Here is a 16,217-nt window from a genome sequence, read left to right on the forward strand (position 1 = left end):
TACAGGCTAGAGCAGAAGGTTTATCGCGGAAGAGATAGAATATATAATGAATGCCGTACAATCGATCAATGCAAGTTGCAAGTTAAACAAGAAGTTGAACCTATTTGATCATAAGTTGGCGCCACAGTGGCGGGAAAGGGAATGAATTATGCAAAATAAAACGATCTTAGTCGTAGATGATGAAAAACCGATAGCAGATATATTGGAGTTTAATTTGAAGAAGGAAGGCTTTATCGTCCATTGCGCTTATGACGGCGAAGAAGCTCTTGAGAAAGTGGAAGAAGTACAGCCGGATATTATGTTGCTCGATATTATGCTTCCGAAGCGCGATGGCATGGAAGTGTGTAGAGAGGTCAGGAAGAAATATGATTTTCCGATCATTATGCTAACAGCGAAGGACTCAGAAATTGATAAAGTGCTTGGGCTGGAACTTGGAGCGGATGATTATGTGACGAAACCATTCGGAACACGTGAATTGATTGCTCGCGTGAAGGCAAACTTGCGCCGGCACTCCAAAACATTGTCCGATGAGCAGGAAGATGCGACAAATGAAATTACGGTCGGAGTGCTCGTCATTCAGCCAGATGCTTATTTGGTCCAAAAACGCGGAGAGTCGATTGAACTTACGCACCGTGAGTTTGAACTGCTGCATTATTTAGCAAAGCATATCGGACAAGTCATGACGAGGGAGCATTTATTGCAGACAGTATGGGGCTATGATTATTTTGGGGATGTGCGGACAGTGGACGTTACAATACGCCGCCTACGCGAAAAAATTGAGGACACTCCAAGCCACCCGACGTGGATTGTGACAAGACGTGGAGTCGGTTACTATTTGCGTGATCCGGAACAGGAGTAAGGACAATGCAGAAAGTCGGATTTTTTCGATCCATCCACGTAAAATTCGTCCTTATCTATATTATGCTCATCCTTGTAGCGATGCAGATCATCGGTCTTTATTTCGCGAGGGAGCTTGAAGAAACGTTAAAGACAAACTTCACGAATTCTGTCAGGGACAGGATGAATCTAGTGGAATTCAGTGTCCGTGAAGAAATGATAAAAGACCGGCCACCGGAAGAACCTTCAATTGAGCAGAGCTTGCGGTCCGTCCTTTCGGGATTTACATCGGAAGATATTAATGAAATTCGGGTCATCAACTCAAAGTATCGTATTTTGGCTACTTCCGAATTAGGTAATCAATCGTTGGTTGGCCAGCGATCGATGGAGGACAGTGTAAGGAGATCCATCTCCTCAGAAACATTTTATGAGACTATTAACTATGACCCGACTACAAATAAACGCGTAATGGTGCGCGTTACGCCGATAATGAACAATAATATGGAAGTTGTCGGCGCTTTATATGTAACTGCCAACATCCAAAAAGTGTTCAAGCAGATAAATGAAATCAATCAAATATTAGCCGGTGGGGTAGCGGTATCCCTTACATTCACGATCATCATCGGCATCTTCATTGCCCGGACATTCACTCGGCCGATTTCGGATATGAGACGCCAGGCGCAAGCGATGGCGCAAGGGAACTTTTCAAGGAAGGTCCATGTATACGGGGATGACGAAATGGGGCAGCTTGCCATCGCCTTTAACCATTTGACGAATCAGCTCCAAGAGTCGCAGTCAACTACGGAAAGTGAGCAAAGAAAGCTCGCCTCAGTCCTTGAAAATATGACGGACGGCGTCATTTCAACGGATCGTAAAGGCAGAGTGAGCCTCATTAACGACTCTGCACTCATGATGCTGCGGATGACGCGTGATCTAGTATTGAACCGTCCGATTGCAAGCATTTTAGGATTGGAGCAAGAGTATACGTTTGAAGACCTGATTCAAGTGAAGGATTCGATTGCGCTCGACTTCAGTACAGAGAAGGAGCCTTACATCCTACGGGCAACCTTTTCGGTGACGCAGAGGGAGACGGGGTTCGTGAACGGGCTCATCGTCGTCCTTCATGACAATACTGAACAAGAAAAGATAGACATGGAGCGAAGAGAATTTGTTTCAAATGTCTCTCATGAGCTCCGTACACCACTCACAACGATGAGAAGTTATTTGGATGCATTGGCGGAAGGTGCTTGGAAGAATGAAGAAATTGCTCCTTCCTTTCTTCGCGTAACGCAGACGGAGACAGAGCGGATGATCCGGCTTGTCAATGACCTGTTGAAGCTTTCCAGAATGGATAGCAAGGAGTATGAGTTGAACACCGAATGGGTGGAATTCAATCATTTCTTCAATTCGATTATTGAGAGATTTGAATTTTCGAAGTCGCAGAACGTGCATTTCAAGCGTTTGTTGCCTTCAGCGGATCTTTTTGTTGAAATTGATACCGATAAAATGACACAGGTGATTGATAATATTATCTCAAATGCACTTAAATATTCCCCGGATGGCGGGGATGTCCGCTTTGGTGTGACGACATCCGGAACATATATTAAAGTGATGATTTCCGATGATGGCATGGGTATTCCGAAAGCGAATGTGAATCGTATTTTTGACAGATTCTATAGGGCAGACCGTGCGCGTTCAAGAGCAATGGGGGGAACGGGTCTCGGACTCGCCATTGCGAAAGAAATGATCATCGCGCATGGCGGGGAAATATGGGCAGAAAGTGAAGAAGGGAAAGGAACGACGATTTTCTTTACGTTGCCTTTTGAACAACAAGAGGAAGGTGAGTGGGATTGAAGTATATTGAGCCGATTAAATCGATCATCTTACTATTGCTCGTTCTATTGAGCGTCACATTCACCTTTTCCATTTGGACGTATTCCCCACAGTTGGCAACAATTGAACAATCACCGACAGTCGATATTTCAATCGGCTCTCGGAAGCAAGTAGAGGACATTATCAAACCTTATAAATATGTTATCAAATATGATGAAGCACTGAAGGGAACGACTGACCAAAAGATCATTAACAATGTGTTGAAGGAAATGAAAACTTGGAAAATATCTCAAATGGTGTATGAACCAATTGAGATGAGTAAGGCGCAGATGAAATCGTTTTTCGAACAGCCAAACCAGTTCACTTTGTATTTTCAAGGGGAAGTGCCATTGTCTGTTTATGATGAGATTTTGCCTATAGAGGATAATAATCTCCGGGATTTCAGCTTTGATCGTATTGTCGTCAAGTGGAATCCGAAGGACGTAGCATTTGAAGCGCATTTCATCAATCGTGCAAACAGAATTCGCTATCATGGAAAAATAACACCTGAATATACGATGAAATCATATCGTCAAATTGTGCTGGAAGGGGAAAAACTGCCTTCCTACACCGAAGTAAACGTCCAAGATCCGGTCTATTTGGCGGTCCCTACTGAACCAATTAACATGATTGAAAGTACGTACTACCAAGAAGAAATAAGCCCGACACGTTTTCGGGATGCCTTATTCAATGACCCGAATGCAGTGCGACGCAGCCAAGTGGATGCCAAACATGAGGAATTTGGTGACGATCATGCGTTATTAGTTGTGAATACGGAATCGAAAATGTTGAATTTCGCTCATCCTGCGGCATTAAGCCGGAAGGAGGCAGATCCTGCTGACTTATTGAACGATGTCATCGACTCGATCAATGAGCACGGTGGGTGGACTGATTCGTTCAGGTATTCGTATATAAATCCTTATTCCCGTTATGTAAGATTCCAACTGTTTATTCACGGTTATCCGGTTTTGGGCGAGACGCCGGGTATGGCACCAGGTATGACGGAAATTGCACAATATTACGGCGAAGATCGGGTTTTCCGTTATATCCGGCCGTACTATAAACTCGGTTTTTCGTTTGATGAAAATACGGTGGTGCTGCCTTCGGGTATAGACGTAGCTAACGAGCTGATGGAAATGGAGAAACTTGATTTTGGGACGGTTGAGGAAATTACAGCAGGATACACGATGAGACATGATGTGGAAAAACGGATTTTTGTAATGGAGCCTGCTTGGTTTTATCTAGCCAAAGGGAATTGGAATCCCTATACACCTGTTCAAGGCGGGGGTGAGCAAATTGGATTGGAGTAGGACGAAAACGATTTTCATCTTTGTCTTTTCGATTTTGAATATATTTCTTTATTTCTTGTATTTGGAACAGCATACTGAGGCGCAAAATGTACAGGTCGCAGGAAAAACATCAATCGAGGATTTGATGAGGCAAGAAAATATTACGTATAATGTCCCAGAAGTCGTTAAAAATGACTTCTCCTACATTTCCGCTGACGTGAAATCATTCAACGAAGATGAATTGGAAGGGCTAGAAGGTCAGTCTATTACAATTGTCGATCATACAAATATCGAATCCGACATGATCGATCAAGTTCTAATCCAGAATGATAAAGGAGAACCTTATTTCACGGAATTTCTGACGAAGTATGTTTGGAGCGGGTCTGAATATGAACTATGGGATATAGATGAAGAGGATCAGAAAGCCATTTTCTTTCAAAAAGTGAATGGAGAACCGATTTTCTATAGCCCGAATGCAACCTTGACGATTCATTGGAACGAAGACTTCGAAGTAACCTATTATGAGCAGCGGATGCTAGAAAAATTCTCAAGTGATAACAGAAAGAAAGAAGTATTGACACAGGATGAAGCAGTTGCGTCGCTCGCTGCCCGCGGTTATTTAAAGCAGGATTCGAAAGTGTTGAAAGTGACGCCGGGGTACTCATCACTTGTTCAATTGACTGGAAAGCAAGTATTTGCTCCGACATGGAATATTCGTGTAGAATTAAAAGATGGCACCATCGAGGATCATTTCATCAATGCTATTGAAGGTAAAGTAATAGACTTCCAATTGGATAAGGTGGAAGAGGAAGACCTTGATGAGGTTGAGGATGAAAAAGAATAAGGAGTTTTTCATATGCGTTTCAGTGTGCTCGCCAGTGGCAGTACGGGCAATTCCATATATATAGAGACCGAAGAGCATGCTTTTTTGGTCGATGCAGGGCTTAGTGCGAAAAGGATGGAGCAGCAGTTAGAAAATATCGGCCGCTCCATGAATAATGTAGATGGCATACTCGTAACTCATGAACATAGCGACCATATTAAAGGGATCGGTGTGCTGGCGCGACGATATAAAGTACCGATTTATGCGAATGAAAAGACGTGGCTTGCAATGAATGGGCTTGTCGGCGAAATTCCGATGGAGCAGCGTTTTCACTTCAATATGGAAACGAATATGTCATTCGGCTCGCTTGATATTCAATCGTTCGCAGTTTCCCATGATGCTGCGGATCCAATGTTTTACGTTTTCCATGAAAAGGATCGTAAGCTGGCACTTATCACCGATACGGGGTATGTGAGCGACAGGATGAAAGGGCATATCCAGGGTTCCGATGCATTCGTATTTGAAAGCAATCATGATGTCGGTATGCTGCAAATGGGACGTTATCCATGGTCCGTCAAACGCCGGATTCTGAGTGACGTTGGGCACGTCTCCAATGAAGATGCCGCAGTCGCAATGAGCGAAGTTGTAGCCCAAAAAGAAACAAGAATCTATTTGTCGCATTTGAGCAAGGACAACAATATGAAAGATCTTGCAAGGATGAGCGTTTCGCAAACATTGGAAGCATGCGGAATCCGATCAGGGGAATTTGTACATTTGTATGATACTGATGCGGACAAACCGACAGAGCTTGTCACTGTCTAATAATCGTCGAAAAGCTTTGCCTTCGGGTGAAGCTTTTTTAATTGGAAAATATCCTAAAGGTAAACAAAACTTGATTTTAAACAATCGGATTAGGGTAAAGTGAGTGTAACTGTCTATAGAAAGGGAGAGGAGAATGGACGAGTTTAATCAGAGACCTGACAATGAAGATGAAAGGCCGGATATCCAAGAACCTGAAAGACGTGAAGAGCCGGCAAGATTCGGCGAAAGACCTTCGAAGCCAAAGCGTCGTGGCGGATTCCTGCCAGCTCTTTTCGGTGCACTGCTCGGTGGACTCATCGTCTGGTTGATCATGAATTCTACTTTCGATAAAGAAGAAGTGACACCTCAAGTCGGAAGCGAAACGACAGGTGAAAACAATCTGTCTAGTGAACGGGTTTCCGTAGATATCAATACAGACGTCACTGACATTGTCTCCGAAGTCACAGATACTGTTGTTGGCATTACCAATTTGCAAACAGTGCGCGATTTTTGGTCTTCGGCAGAAACGACTAGGGAGACTGGCAGTGGATCGGGTGTCATTTATAAGAAAGAAGGCGACAAAGCGTATATTGTTACAAACCATCACGTTGTCGAAAACGCTCAAGGACTTGAAATAACATTTGATGATGGAACAAAAGTGGACGGCAGGCTTGTCGGCAGTGATATGTGGACAGATTTAGCCGTTGTGGAAATCGATGCGGCACATGTAAAAACAGTGATTCCTTTCGGCGATTCTGATGCGTTGAAGCGGGGTGAAACTGTTCTTGCAATTGGTAACCCGCTTGGCCTCGGTTTTGCAGGTTCTGTCACGATGGGTATCGTATCGGGGAAGGACAGATCGATTCCAATCGATTTCGATGAGAACGGGACAGTCGATTGGCAAGCTGATGTTCTTCAAACCGATGCAGCCATAAACCCCGGAAACTCTGGGGGTGCTCTTATTAATATGGCAGGTCAACTGGTCGGCATCAATTCGATGAAAATCTCGGAAGCGACAGTGGAAGGAATTGGCCTCGCTATTCCAATCAACATCGCCGTGCCAATTATTAAGGATCTGGAAAAGACCGGAACGGTTCAGCGACCGACAATGGGTGTAAGTCTCCTTGATTTGCGAGATGTTCCTTCAACCGAACAGCAAAGAGTGCTGAAATTGCCGAAGGACATAGCTAACGGCGTGATCGTCACTCAAGTATTCCGTAATACGCCAGCCGAGGCGGCGGGTGTTCAACAATATGACGTCATTGTAGAGATGGATGGAAAGAAAATCGAAGACATGGTCAGCTTGCGAAAACATTTATACAATGACAAAAAAGTAGGCGACACGATGAACATGAAAGTGTACCGGGATGGAAAACAGATAGAAATCGAAATGGAATTGAGGGACGGCAATACGTTCTAATGGCATAAAAGTGAGCGTGAAACTGAATAGAATGTTACACTTTTTACGAGGATGTAATATTTATTTATCCACAACAGGCGGCATAGCAGAACATCGGCTATACTGCCTGTTTTTCTGTAAAAGTTATGAGCATGTGGATAAGAAATCAAAATTGTGAATAACATTGTGTAAAAATTCTAAGAAGAAAGAAGTGTGGTCAATGAAAATATATAGCTGTGAAACCCATATCAATCATGCACTTGACGTGTTTGTTGCAAAAGAGGAGACATTCCCGATCATGGAAAAAATCGAAGATGAGAAAAAGTTATCCACAAAATGCGAGTACTGTGACACACCCGCATCTTATATTGTGGCGAACGGATAATCGGGCACAATATATAGTTTTTACTGTGGATATGTGAATAAGTTCTGTGTATAACATTTCAGCAAAGGTGGACAACCCTGTGAATATTACAATTGTGTCAGTTGGCAAACTAAAAGAAAAATATTTGAAAATGGGCATCGATGAGTATGCCAAACGACTCGGTTCCTATGCAAAAATCGATCTCGTCGAAGTGTCGGATGAAAAAGCACCCGAGTCATTGAGCGAAGCCGATATGGAAATCGTCAAAAAGAAAGAAGCAGACCGGATCCTCGCTAAAATTAGCCCGGATGCATACGTTGTTGCACTAGCGATAGAAGGGAAGATGAAAACGAGCGAGGAATTGGCGGCGGGAATGGAGTCTTTAATGACATACGGCCGAAGCAAAGTCGTCTTCGTCATCGGCGGATCTCTCGGATTACATAATGATGTATTGAAACGTGCGGATGAGCTGCTATCTTTCTCAAAGATGACATTTCCGCATCAGTTGATGAAATTGGTGTTGTTGGAGCAGGTGTATCGAGGGTTTCGGATTATTAAAGGTGAACCGTACCATAAGTAAATGAGGTTTATAATATTAAATAAACTCTAACTTATACATGTTGTGTACAAATGCTAAAGATAATATAGTTGTTAAACCTAAATCTAACGTTTTCCTTACGACGATAAATCAAATTAACTCAGTTAATGAAACCTATCCAAATGGAATAGTGGGTTTTCGTCGTTATTTAATATTGCATCTGATTAGAAAGATAATCTAAATGCAATACTATGGATGTTAAACATTTAAATGGAGATTTTGAATACAAAGATGAAACGATTGGGCCGGTTTTCCTTTGTCATTTTTTTTCATAGCTTTATAATGATAAAAGATGGATTTTAGTTAGTTTTTTCTCTTAAGCCGTTTTTATCTATCGCTTTTAGAGAAAGCTTGAAGTATAGAAGGTGGGCGGAATTTAAATGAAGAAAATTGGATTTGATTTGGAGAAGTATTTGCAAGAACAATCTGCCTACATCCTAGAACGGGTGCAGCAGTATGATAAACTTTACTTGGAATTTGGCGGAAAATTGATAGGCGACAAACATGCCAAGCGTGTCTTGCCTGGATTTGATGAAGATGCCAAAATCAAATTATTGAATACGCTGAAAGAAAATGCGGAAATCATCATCTGTGTTTATGCTGGAGACATTGAACGGAACAAGGTCCGTGAAGATTACGGTATCACTTATGACCAAGATGTCTTGCGCTTAATCGATGAATATCGGGCATATGACATTTCTGTCAACAGTGTCTTGCTCACTCGTTATCAAGGACAGCCAACAGCCAAAGTATTTATGACCAAGCTTGAGAGAAACGGAATTAGCGTCTATACCCACAGTGAAATCAAAGGTTATCCCACAAATGTTGATGCGGTCATTGGTGAGGAGGGATTTGCGATGAATCCCTATATAAAAACGACAAAGCCAATCGTGGTAGTAACGGCACCCGGTCCGGCCAGCGGAAAGCTTGCAACCTGCCTTAACCAAATGTACCATGAGAATAAACTGGGAAATAAAGTCGGCTATGCAAAGTTTGAGACTTTTCCGGTTTGGAACTTGCCGTTAAAGCACCCAGTAAACATCGCTTATGAAGCGGCTACCGTCGATTTGAAAGACGTGAATATGATTGACAATTATCACTATGAAGCATACGGGAAAGTAGCGATCAATTACAATCGTGACATTGAGACGTTTCCTGTCATCAAACGGATTATTGAAAGGATTACTGGTAAAGAGTCTGTTTACCGCTCACCGACTGATATGGGTGTTAATCGTCTGAAATCGGGTATCACAGACGATATGGTCGTGCAGGAAGCTGCCAAGCAGGAAATCATTCGGCGCAGTTTCGTAGTAGAGAACGACTATAAAAAGGGGCTTGCCGATGAAGATAGTGTACGCCACATGCAAGTGATGCTGGAAGAGACGGACTTAAAGAAAGAGGATCGGGCACCTGTATTGCCTGCCCGTAATTATGCGAAAGCAATCCAAGAGAGAAATGACAGCACGAATTTACAAGCCGTAATTGCAATAGAATTGCCAAATGGCGAGATGATCACCGGTCGAACGACAACTTTGATGGATGCTTCGGCTGCCGCGATTCTGAATGGGTTGAAGAAATTGGCCAATATTGCCGATGAAATTGATTTGTTGTCACCTATGATTTTGCAGACGATTCAACGGTTGAAAACAGATGATTTGAACAGCCGAGTCCCGACACTAAGCGCCAATGAAGTGCTGATTGCACTGGCAATCAGTGCGGTCACCAACCCTACATCTGAGCTGGCTTATAAGCAACTGCCGAATTTAAAAGACACACAAGCCCATTCTACGGTTATATTGAATAGGGAAAACGAACAGACCTTTAAGAAGCTTGGAATCGACATTACCAATGATCCAGTATATCCGACTGAGAACCTGTATTACAATTAGGTTTTGGAAAACGCCTGCCTTTTTCTTCTTATATGGAAGTCTAAGGAAGATGTTTACTAAAAAGGTGTAGTCTTCTTCTAATTAGAAGACTACACCTTTTTGGATTAATGGATTAACTGCCGGAAAGTCTGTTGGAACCTATTAGAGACAAGCTTTAGCATACTGTTTTTGAAGGACTTAAAAAAGCTAGTCAAGACTTTTCAATAAATCTTGCCTAGCTTAGCTATTTTGTATGAAATGTTTAAATCAATATAGTAAATTTCCTTCAATGATTGCTAAATGTATTACATAGACAAACTACTGAAAGTTCCCCAATTCTCTTGCTTAGCAAATTGAGGATAGGTGGATATAAAATTAACGATGATAGTGGCGTTATCGAGGTTAGGGTATGTGTTGAATAGGAATCTATCGCCATATCGAATAGCTGTGAGTGCAAGTGGTAACTCACGTCTAAATATTTCATTGCGTATTGCAGCTATATTTTGAGTGTATTCTCCTTGGTCTATATATAAATACACATAGAGATATAAGGATTCCTCATTAATCATCCATTCACCTAAGACCTCATCTCTCATCTTAGGGTTCACTTGATCCCAAGCGTACTCATTTCCAATCGTTAAAAACAGATCACCAGTCGCATCTTTCTAATTGAGCTACAAATGGTTCAATCCTTAAATAGTGCTTAAAACTATGTTAGATGGATAAATCGCACTTAGACTAATTACGGTGAACCGTTCCATAAATAAGTAAAAAATAAAGAGACAGTTTCCTTAGCTTACTTAGCCTGGAAACTGTCTCTTTTAAAAATATTCTTCTTGATAATTAAGTAGTTCTTGATCTCGAAGTTTAAATAAAATAGATTTGCTCTGATTTCAAATTCTTCCCTTGTCTTTGGTAATTCTGTCACCCGTATGGACTCTTCGTATTCCTCTAATAGCTTTAATGCAATGCTTGTATCTCCCGAATCTACATGTTGACTGATGTTGAGAAAAATGCCGGCAAGCATGCCTCTTTGTTTGACGTCTAATTCCGAAGAAGAAACGATGCTAATAATACCAACCATCTGTTTTAAGATTTCCAATTGATCTTCCCGCATTTCGAGATAGTAATAATCTTTGTTTTCTTTGCGTAACAGATGATTTTCTACATCTTGTATAGCGATGTTTTTAGCCCGATTCAGGATATTTTCGACTTCAATTAACTCTTTTCCATCCCAATTTTGATCGCCGTCTTTTAAAAGAATAGAGAATTTGTATAGAATAACGCTGAATTTATTTTCGATTTCTGTTTTATAGTTTTCAATTTCTTTCTTAAAGCTTGGCATAATGCTGTTTACGAGTATGGCGATTCCGATGCCGATAAAAATTATATAGAGTTCATTCAAAACGTTTTCCAGGTTGGCTTCCTTGACCGTATAAATATGCAAAACAACAACGATGCTCGTTACAAAACCTTCCTGAATACGTGCTTTTATGAGGACGGGGACAAACAATAAGATAAATAGAGTTAAAACAATCGGATGATATCCCAACAGTTCAAAAAATATGGAACCAAGAAGTAACGACAAAAGAGATGCAAAGAACTTCTTTTGAATGGAATACAACGTCTTTTTCTTAGTCTTCTCAATGCACATGATGACGATGATGGCTGCAAATGATCCAAACTCTAAATTGAATAAACTTGCAATCCAAATTGCCAACCCTGCGCCTATAGCAGTTTTAATTGTCCGATATCCCATTCCAACCATAAACATCACCTTGTTGTTTGTTATACTTTCATTATAACCAAATTCTATCAAATAAAAATACGAACGAGGAGAGGATTCAATTATGATAACCGATTCAGATTTGAAGTACCTACGACGTTGTATTGAATTAGCTACAACCGCGCTGGAGAAAGGCGACGAGCCATTTGGTTCAGTCCTTGTCTCAGCCAACGGAGACGTGCTTGCCGAAGACCATAACCATGTGGCAGGCGGCGATCATACTCAGCATCCAGAGTTTGCATTAGCTCGATGGGCGGCCTCGAATATGACTCCTGAAGAAAGAAGCAAGGCGACAGTATACACTTCTGGCGAGCATTGCCCTATGTGTGCTGCGGCTCATGGGTGGGTTGGGTTAGGCAGGATCGTGTATGCAAGTTCATCCGAACAGCTAGTACAATGGCTGAGTGAAATGGGAGTTGCTCCTTCGCGCGTAAGGAATCTTCCTATCCAAGATGTTATTCGTGATACGACAATAGAGGGCCCTGTTCCCGAACTGGCTGAGCAAATCCATGAACTCCATCGTCAATTTTATGCAAATAGACAATGAAAAAAGCGAAAACCACTTAGAATTTTGTTATTACAATGTTCTAGGTGGTTTTTTATGCAATTATTGAGCTTCTCAAACATGAAATAACCAAACAACAATCGGTCCAAGTACTGAGCCGATAATTGCACATAATGCCATTGTGATAGAGCTCATTGAAAAGGCAATTTCACCGTATTCAGCTGCTTTGGAAGTCCCTATCGCATGTGATGCACTGCCAAGAGCGATCCCTCTGCCAAGGGGGCTATGAACTCGCAATAATTTATAAATAGTAGGAGCAACGATAACACCGAAGATTCCTGCAAACATAACACTGACAACTGCCAATGAGGCATTCCCGCCCAATCCTTTAGCGACTTCAATTGCGACAGGTGTCGTAATGGATTTTGGGATAAGGGACATGGTGAGTGAATGATCGATTCCGAAGATTTTAGCTATGAGAGCAACAGTGACCATTCCGGAGCTAGCACCAACCAACACGCCACCTGCTATAGGCAGCAGATGATCAAGTAAAAAACGGCGTTGCTTATACAATGGGTAAGCAAGTGCAACGACGGATGGGCCTAATAGTGAACTGATCCATTGCCCTCCTACCATATAGCTCTCATATGGAATATGAAACACCGACAGGACAATGATAATAATCGTAGTGGCAGTTAAAACAGGTATTAAAAATGAGTATGAATACCGTTTATAAACTTTAGCCATCGCAAGATAAGCAATGACCGTTAATAGTATCATGCAGAATGCGAGTGAAGCTTGTTGCATTCTTCATCATCCTTTCTTTTTTGTGCCTTTTTCTCAAAAAATTGCCCAGCCATTCCTGTAATAGCAATTGAAATGATAGTACTGAATAGAACGGCCAAAACGAACAACGCACCATGAAAGGAGAGTAATGAAGGATAGTTCATGATATCAACTGTTGTTGGAATAAAAAACAATACTAATACACTTAATACGAATCCTGCTCCCGTTTCAATCCATTTGACTGGAACAATCTTCATACATAAACAAATAAAAAGTAATAAGAGTCCTATGATACTACCTGGAATGATTAAGTGGAAAAAGTTTTGAATGACGTTTCCAATATAGGAAAAGACATATAAAATACAAATTTGTAAAACAATGACGAGAGTTTTCTTGATGTGCTGTTTCAATAGTAAACAACTCCCTTCTTTTAATCCTTTATTCTTTAAGATTTGCAATTATGGTGGCATGCGCTTTATCAATATGATTAATGACAGCATCCGTTGCTTGTCGTACATTTCCGGCTTTCAGGCCATCAATAATCAATGTATGTTCGAAGTGGATCTCATCCAAGCTTTTTCCTGCTTTCAAGGAAGCGAACCGATACCAATTAAAATGGTCAGTGAGATTTTCAATTAATTGATAAAGCCGGAGATTTTGGCTTAACTCTGCTAAAGACAAGTGAAAGGAAGAATCATAGTACACAAACTGTACAGGATCTTCCTTATTCGCGAACAGTTGTTTATCCATCACTTCAATCCTATGAATTGCTTCGTCATCAATAAGAGGTATGAGCAGTTCGATGACCAAAACTTCATTCGCTTTTCGCAATTGAAAAATATCGTCCACATCGCGCTTGTTAATGGTTTTGATGAAAATTCCTTTTCTCGGTACAGATGTAATCCATCCTTCCAGTTCCAACTGTTGTAAAGCTAATTTTAAAGGAGTACGGCTAATCCCAAGGCTTTCACTAAGCGAACGCTCATTCAACATAGATCCTGGTTCAATTTCATGTTGAATAATCGCCTTCTTAATTTCCTTATATGCATGATCCTTAAATAGTGGGGGTTGTTCTGCTTTAAGGAAGTTCATCGATATCACCTTTTTCATAGTAGTCGGCAGGTAGAATTTGCGTAATTGATAGCGTAAACGAAGTATTGGCATCTGGTATACCAGATGCCAATAAAATTATATCACTATTTTTTGAAGTATACAATCTATGCTGTTCTAATCATTTCCCGGTTAATTCTTTTATCATTACAATATGTGGAATTCCGTCTTCCATAAATACATCGGATGAAGTCCGATAGCCAAGTTTCTGATAAAAACCTTCTGCATGTGTTTGTCCGTGCAATTTAACAAGAGATAACCCTTTTTGGGCAGCGATCTTCTCTAGAGCGTCAACAATTACTTTCCCTAGGCCAAATTTTCGATAAGCCGGCAGGATGCAAATTCTTTCTAGTTTTCCTACGCCATCAACAACCCTAATTCTTCCGGTTCCGACAGGCTGTTCTTCGTAATACACCAATATGTGCTCACATTGTCCGTCCAGTTTGTCAAATGCATCGAATTCATCTTCCAATGGCACTCCTTGCTCTCTAACAAACACTTCTTTCCTAATAAAAAACGCCTTATCAAGATCTTGTTCTATCGTTATTTGTTTTACTTCCATTTAATTCGCCCTTTCTTGATTTAATAGAGTAGTATTTCATTTTTGAAATCGTCAATGTAGCAAGTATATAGAAATGAAAACCTATTGCCAACAGCTGTATAGACAAAAGCTGAACAAGCTTTCAGCAGTCATCCTTAATTATATCGGAATAACTTGCGGAGAGTTATTCGTTGTTATATGAACAATAATTTGATAGCATTTAGATATAAAATACTTAAACATCTAAATACATTGGAAAAGAGGAATTCTCATGGGAAGATTAGATAATAAAGTAGCGATTGTAACTGGAGGGGCATCAGGCATTGGGGCTAGCATGGTTGATTTATTCAGCCAGGAAGGTGCAATTGTCATTGCAGCAGATATTAATGATGAAGCACTTGAAATAGCGAGCCAAAAAGAAAATGTATATGGGATGAAATTAAACGTTACCTCAGATGATGAATGGGAAGTGTTGGCAAAAGAAGTGTTCGACCGTTTTGGTAAAATTGATATTCTCGTCAATAACGCTGGCATTTCATCAGAAAAACCATACCAAGATATTAATCTTGATGATTGGCAAAAAATGCTTTCAATTAATGGCTTTGGTCCATTTGCCGGTGTAAAACATGTTGCTCCATATATGGCTGTACAAAAGCAAGGTTCGATTGTCAATATTTCATCCTACACGGCTCAAATCGGCCAAGGATTCAATCACTATTCTGCTTCGAAGGGGGCTGTACGTGCTCTATCTAAAGCAGCTGCGACTACATTCGGCCATCAAGGAGTTCGTGTAAATGCTCTGTTTCCTGGCATTATAGAAACACCTATGACACAGTCCTTAAGCACATCCCAAGATCTTCTCGGACGATTGATCCAGGCAACGCCGTTGCAACGTTTAGGTAAACCGGCTGACATTGCAAACGCAGCATTATTCTTGGCATCGGATGAATCGTCTTATATCTCAGGTGCAGAACTAACGATAGACGGGGGATTCTCAGCACAATAAATACTAAGAAGGGCTCCAAATATTATTGGGGTTCAAGAAATTAATAAACACCAGCCTCCACCGGCTGGTGTTTTTAACCATTACTATTTTGTAGTTCTTCATACAGTGCACGAGCCTTTTCCTCGGCCAAACTCTTATCTGTATCATAAATGGTGATAAGTTTATTTCCGATAATAAAGTTCCATTGTTTTGTCATGTAATTCACCTGCCTTTCATCTTCTTTATATACCACTATTGTAGTGTTTCTAAACATTAATCGTATAGGGAATGTATTCTGCGCATAGTTTCACGATATTTTACAATACTAAGCTCGCTGTAACTTATCCTATTTGCAGGAGGGAAAACGTAAATGGCGAAGGACTCAAAACCGAGTTGGAAAAAGGATCACCCAAGTACTTTTCTAAGCAACTCTGTCCTAAAAGCAGATCGCTCTGTGAAACAAGCGATGTCACACCCTGAAGAGATGGCGATTGAGCATGCATTTAACTCAATCTTTCGTGCAGAAAACGCATTTGCCAACGCAGTAGAACGAAACGAACATATGGATACTGTCCAGCAAAACAAGGAACAGTTGGACTTGATGAAGCGGCAATTGAACGAAGCGCAGGAGCAAGTAGAGGAAGAGTAATTTG

Annotated in this window: 18 protein-coding genes and 1 pseudogene; 12 read left to right on the forward strand and 7 right to left on the reverse strand. The window is 41.0% G+C overall.

Translation table 11 applies throughout. The features are described 5' to 3' along the window. The first annotated feature begins 148 nt into the window (after positions 1 to 148). The 9 genes from yycF (at position 149) to ACTHPA_RS03190 (ending at position 9,872) form a co-directional block, all read left to right on the forward strand. On the forward strand, positions 149 to 859 hold the full coding sequence (yycF, locus tag ACTHPA_RS03150; protein ID WP_440498617.1) for a response regulator YycF: 711 nt from the start codon (positions 149 to 151) through the stop codon (positions 857 to 859). A 5-nt stretch (positions 860 to 864) separates the two neighbouring features. Next, positions 865 to 2,691, forward strand: coding sequence for a cell wall metabolism sensor histidine kinase WalK (walK, locus tag ACTHPA_RS03155; protein WP_440498618.1), 1,827 nt, complete (start codon positions 865 to 867; stop codon positions 2,689 to 2,691). Next, complete coding sequence (locus tag ACTHPA_RS03160) at positions 2,682 to 4,019, forward strand: YycH family regulatory protein (protein WP_440498619.1); 1,338 nt, start codon at positions 2,682 to 2,684, stop codon at positions 4,017 to 4,019. Before walK ends, ACTHPA_RS03160 begins: the two co-directional genes overlap by 10 nt. Continuing rightward, the gene (locus ACTHPA_RS03165) at positions 4,006 to 4,842 is read left to right on the forward strand and encodes a two-component system regulatory protein YycI (protein WP_440498620.1); all 837 of its coding nucleotides are present in this window, start codon (positions 4,006 to 4,008) and stop codon (positions 4,840 to 4,842) included. The genes ACTHPA_RS03160 and ACTHPA_RS03165 overlap by 14 nt, the downstream gene beginning before the upstream one ends. A 12-nt stretch (positions 4,843 to 4,854) precedes the next feature. Continuing rightward, entirely contained in the window at positions 4,855 to 5,643 is a 789-nt protein-coding gene (locus ACTHPA_RS03170) for an MBL fold metallo-hydrolase (protein WP_440498621.1), read from the forward strand. Positions 5,644 to 5,776: 133 nt separating this feature from the next. Next, on the forward strand, positions 5,777 to 7,042 hold the full coding sequence (locus ACTHPA_RS03175; protein ID WP_440498622.1) for a S1C family serine protease: 1,266 nt from the start codon (positions 5,777 to 5,779) through the stop codon (positions 7,040 to 7,042). 199 nt (positions 7,043 to 7,241) lie between these two features. Continuing rightward, on the forward strand, positions 7,242 to 7,406 hold the full coding sequence (locus ACTHPA_RS03180; RefSeq protein ID WP_440498623.1) for a CxxH/CxxC protein: 165 nt from the start codon (positions 7,242 to 7,244) through the stop codon (positions 7,404 to 7,406). A 79-nt stretch (positions 7,407 to 7,485) separates the two neighbouring features. Further along, complete coding sequence (gene rlmH / locus ACTHPA_RS03185; protein ID WP_440498624.1) at positions 7,486 to 7,965, forward strand: 23S rRNA (pseudouridine(1915)-N(3))-methyltransferase RlmH; 480 nt, start codon at positions 7,486 to 7,488, stop codon at positions 7,963 to 7,965. Between the two features lie 398 nt (positions 7,966 to 8,363). Continuing rightward, positions 8,364 to 9,872 (forward strand): DUF1846 domain-containing protein, encoded by a 1,509-nt coding sequence (locus ACTHPA_RS03190; protein ID WP_440498626.1) that lies wholly within the window; start codon positions 8,364 to 8,366, stop codon positions 9,870 to 9,872. Positions 9,873 to 10,156: 284 nt separating this feature from the next. Here the strand turns inward: ACTHPA_RS03190 and ACTHPA_RS03195 are convergent. Both ACTHPA_RS03195 and ACTHPA_RS03200 read right to left on the reverse strand, forming a co-directional pair. Then, positions 10,157 to 10,513 (reverse strand): annotated as a pseudogene (locus tag ACTHPA_RS03195) (staygreen family protein); the annotation flags it as partial. 134 nt (positions 10,514 to 10,647) lie between these two features. Further along, positions 10,648 to 11,619 carry an aromatic acid exporter family protein gene (locus ACTHPA_RS03200; protein ID WP_440498628.1) on the reverse strand — a complete coding sequence of 324 codons (972 nt, stop codon included), beginning with the start codon at positions 11,617 to 11,619 and terminating at the stop codon, positions 10,648 to 10,650. 82 nt (positions 11,620 to 11,701) lie between these two features. Here ACTHPA_RS03200 and ACTHPA_RS03205 point away from each other — a divergent pair, with 82 nt between their 5' ends. Beyond that, positions 11,702 to 12,184, forward strand: coding sequence for a nucleoside deaminase (locus tag ACTHPA_RS03205; protein ID WP_440498629.1), 483 nt, complete (start codon positions 11,702 to 11,704; stop codon positions 12,182 to 12,184). A 72-nt stretch (positions 12,185 to 12,256) separates the two neighbouring features. Here ACTHPA_RS03205 and ACTHPA_RS03210 read toward each other — a convergent pair whose 3' ends face one another. The 4 genes from ACTHPA_RS03210 to ACTHPA_RS03225 all read right to left on the reverse strand — a co-directional run bounded on the left by ACTHPA_RS03210 (position 12,257) and on the right by ACTHPA_RS03225 (position 14,600). Beyond that, on the reverse strand, positions 12,257 to 12,949 hold the full coding sequence (locus tag ACTHPA_RS03210; protein ID WP_440498630.1) for an LrgB family protein: 693 nt from the start codon (positions 12,947 to 12,949) through the stop codon (positions 12,257 to 12,259). Beyond that, positions 12,919 to 13,338, reverse strand: a complete 420-nt coding sequence (locus tag ACTHPA_RS03215) for a CidA/LrgA family protein (protein WP_440498632.1) — start codon at positions 13,336 to 13,338, stop codon at positions 12,919 to 12,921. Before ACTHPA_RS03215 ends, ACTHPA_RS03210 begins: the two co-directional genes overlap by 31 nt. Before the next feature lie 28 nt (positions 13,339 to 13,366). Then, entirely contained in the window at positions 13,367 to 14,020 is a 654-nt protein-coding gene (locus tag ACTHPA_RS03220) for a GntR family transcriptional regulator (protein WP_440498634.1), read from the reverse strand. A gap of 139 nt (positions 14,021 to 14,159) precedes the next feature. Next, positions 14,160 to 14,600 (reverse strand): GNAT family N-acetyltransferase, encoded by a 441-nt coding sequence (locus ACTHPA_RS03225; RefSeq protein WP_440498636.1) that lies wholly within the window; start codon positions 14,598 to 14,600, stop codon positions 14,160 to 14,162. 250 nt (positions 14,601 to 14,850) lie between these two features. Here ACTHPA_RS03225 and ACTHPA_RS03230 point away from each other — a divergent pair, with 250 nt between their 5' ends. Continuing rightward, a complete protein-coding gene (locus ACTHPA_RS03230) occupies positions 14,851 to 15,585 on the forward strand; it encodes an SDR family NAD(P)-dependent oxidoreductase (protein ID WP_440498638.1) in 735 nt (244 codons plus the stop codon). 73 nt (positions 15,586 to 15,658) lie between these two features. Here the strand turns inward: ACTHPA_RS03230 and ACTHPA_RS03235 are convergent, their stop codons facing one another. Next, on the reverse strand, positions 15,659 to 15,781 hold the full coding sequence (locus ACTHPA_RS03235; RefSeq protein WP_440498640.1) for a hypothetical protein: 123 nt from the start codon (positions 15,779 to 15,781) through the stop codon (positions 15,659 to 15,661). Positions 15,782 to 15,934: 153 nt separating this feature from the next. Between ACTHPA_RS03235 and ACTHPA_RS03240 the strand changes: the two genes are divergently transcribed. Beyond that, positions 15,935 to 16,213 carry a hypothetical protein gene (locus ACTHPA_RS03240; RefSeq protein ID WP_440498642.1) on the forward strand — a complete coding sequence of 93 codons (279 nt, stop codon included), beginning with the start codon at positions 15,935 to 15,937 and terminating at the stop codon, positions 16,211 to 16,213. The last annotated feature ends 4 nt before the right edge of the window (positions 16,214 to 16,217 follow it).

The organism is Sporosarcina sp. SAFN-015 (genome assembly GCF_051966875.1).
Taxonomy (GTDB): Bacteria; Bacillota; Bacilli; order Bacillales_A; family Planococcaceae; genus Sporosarcina.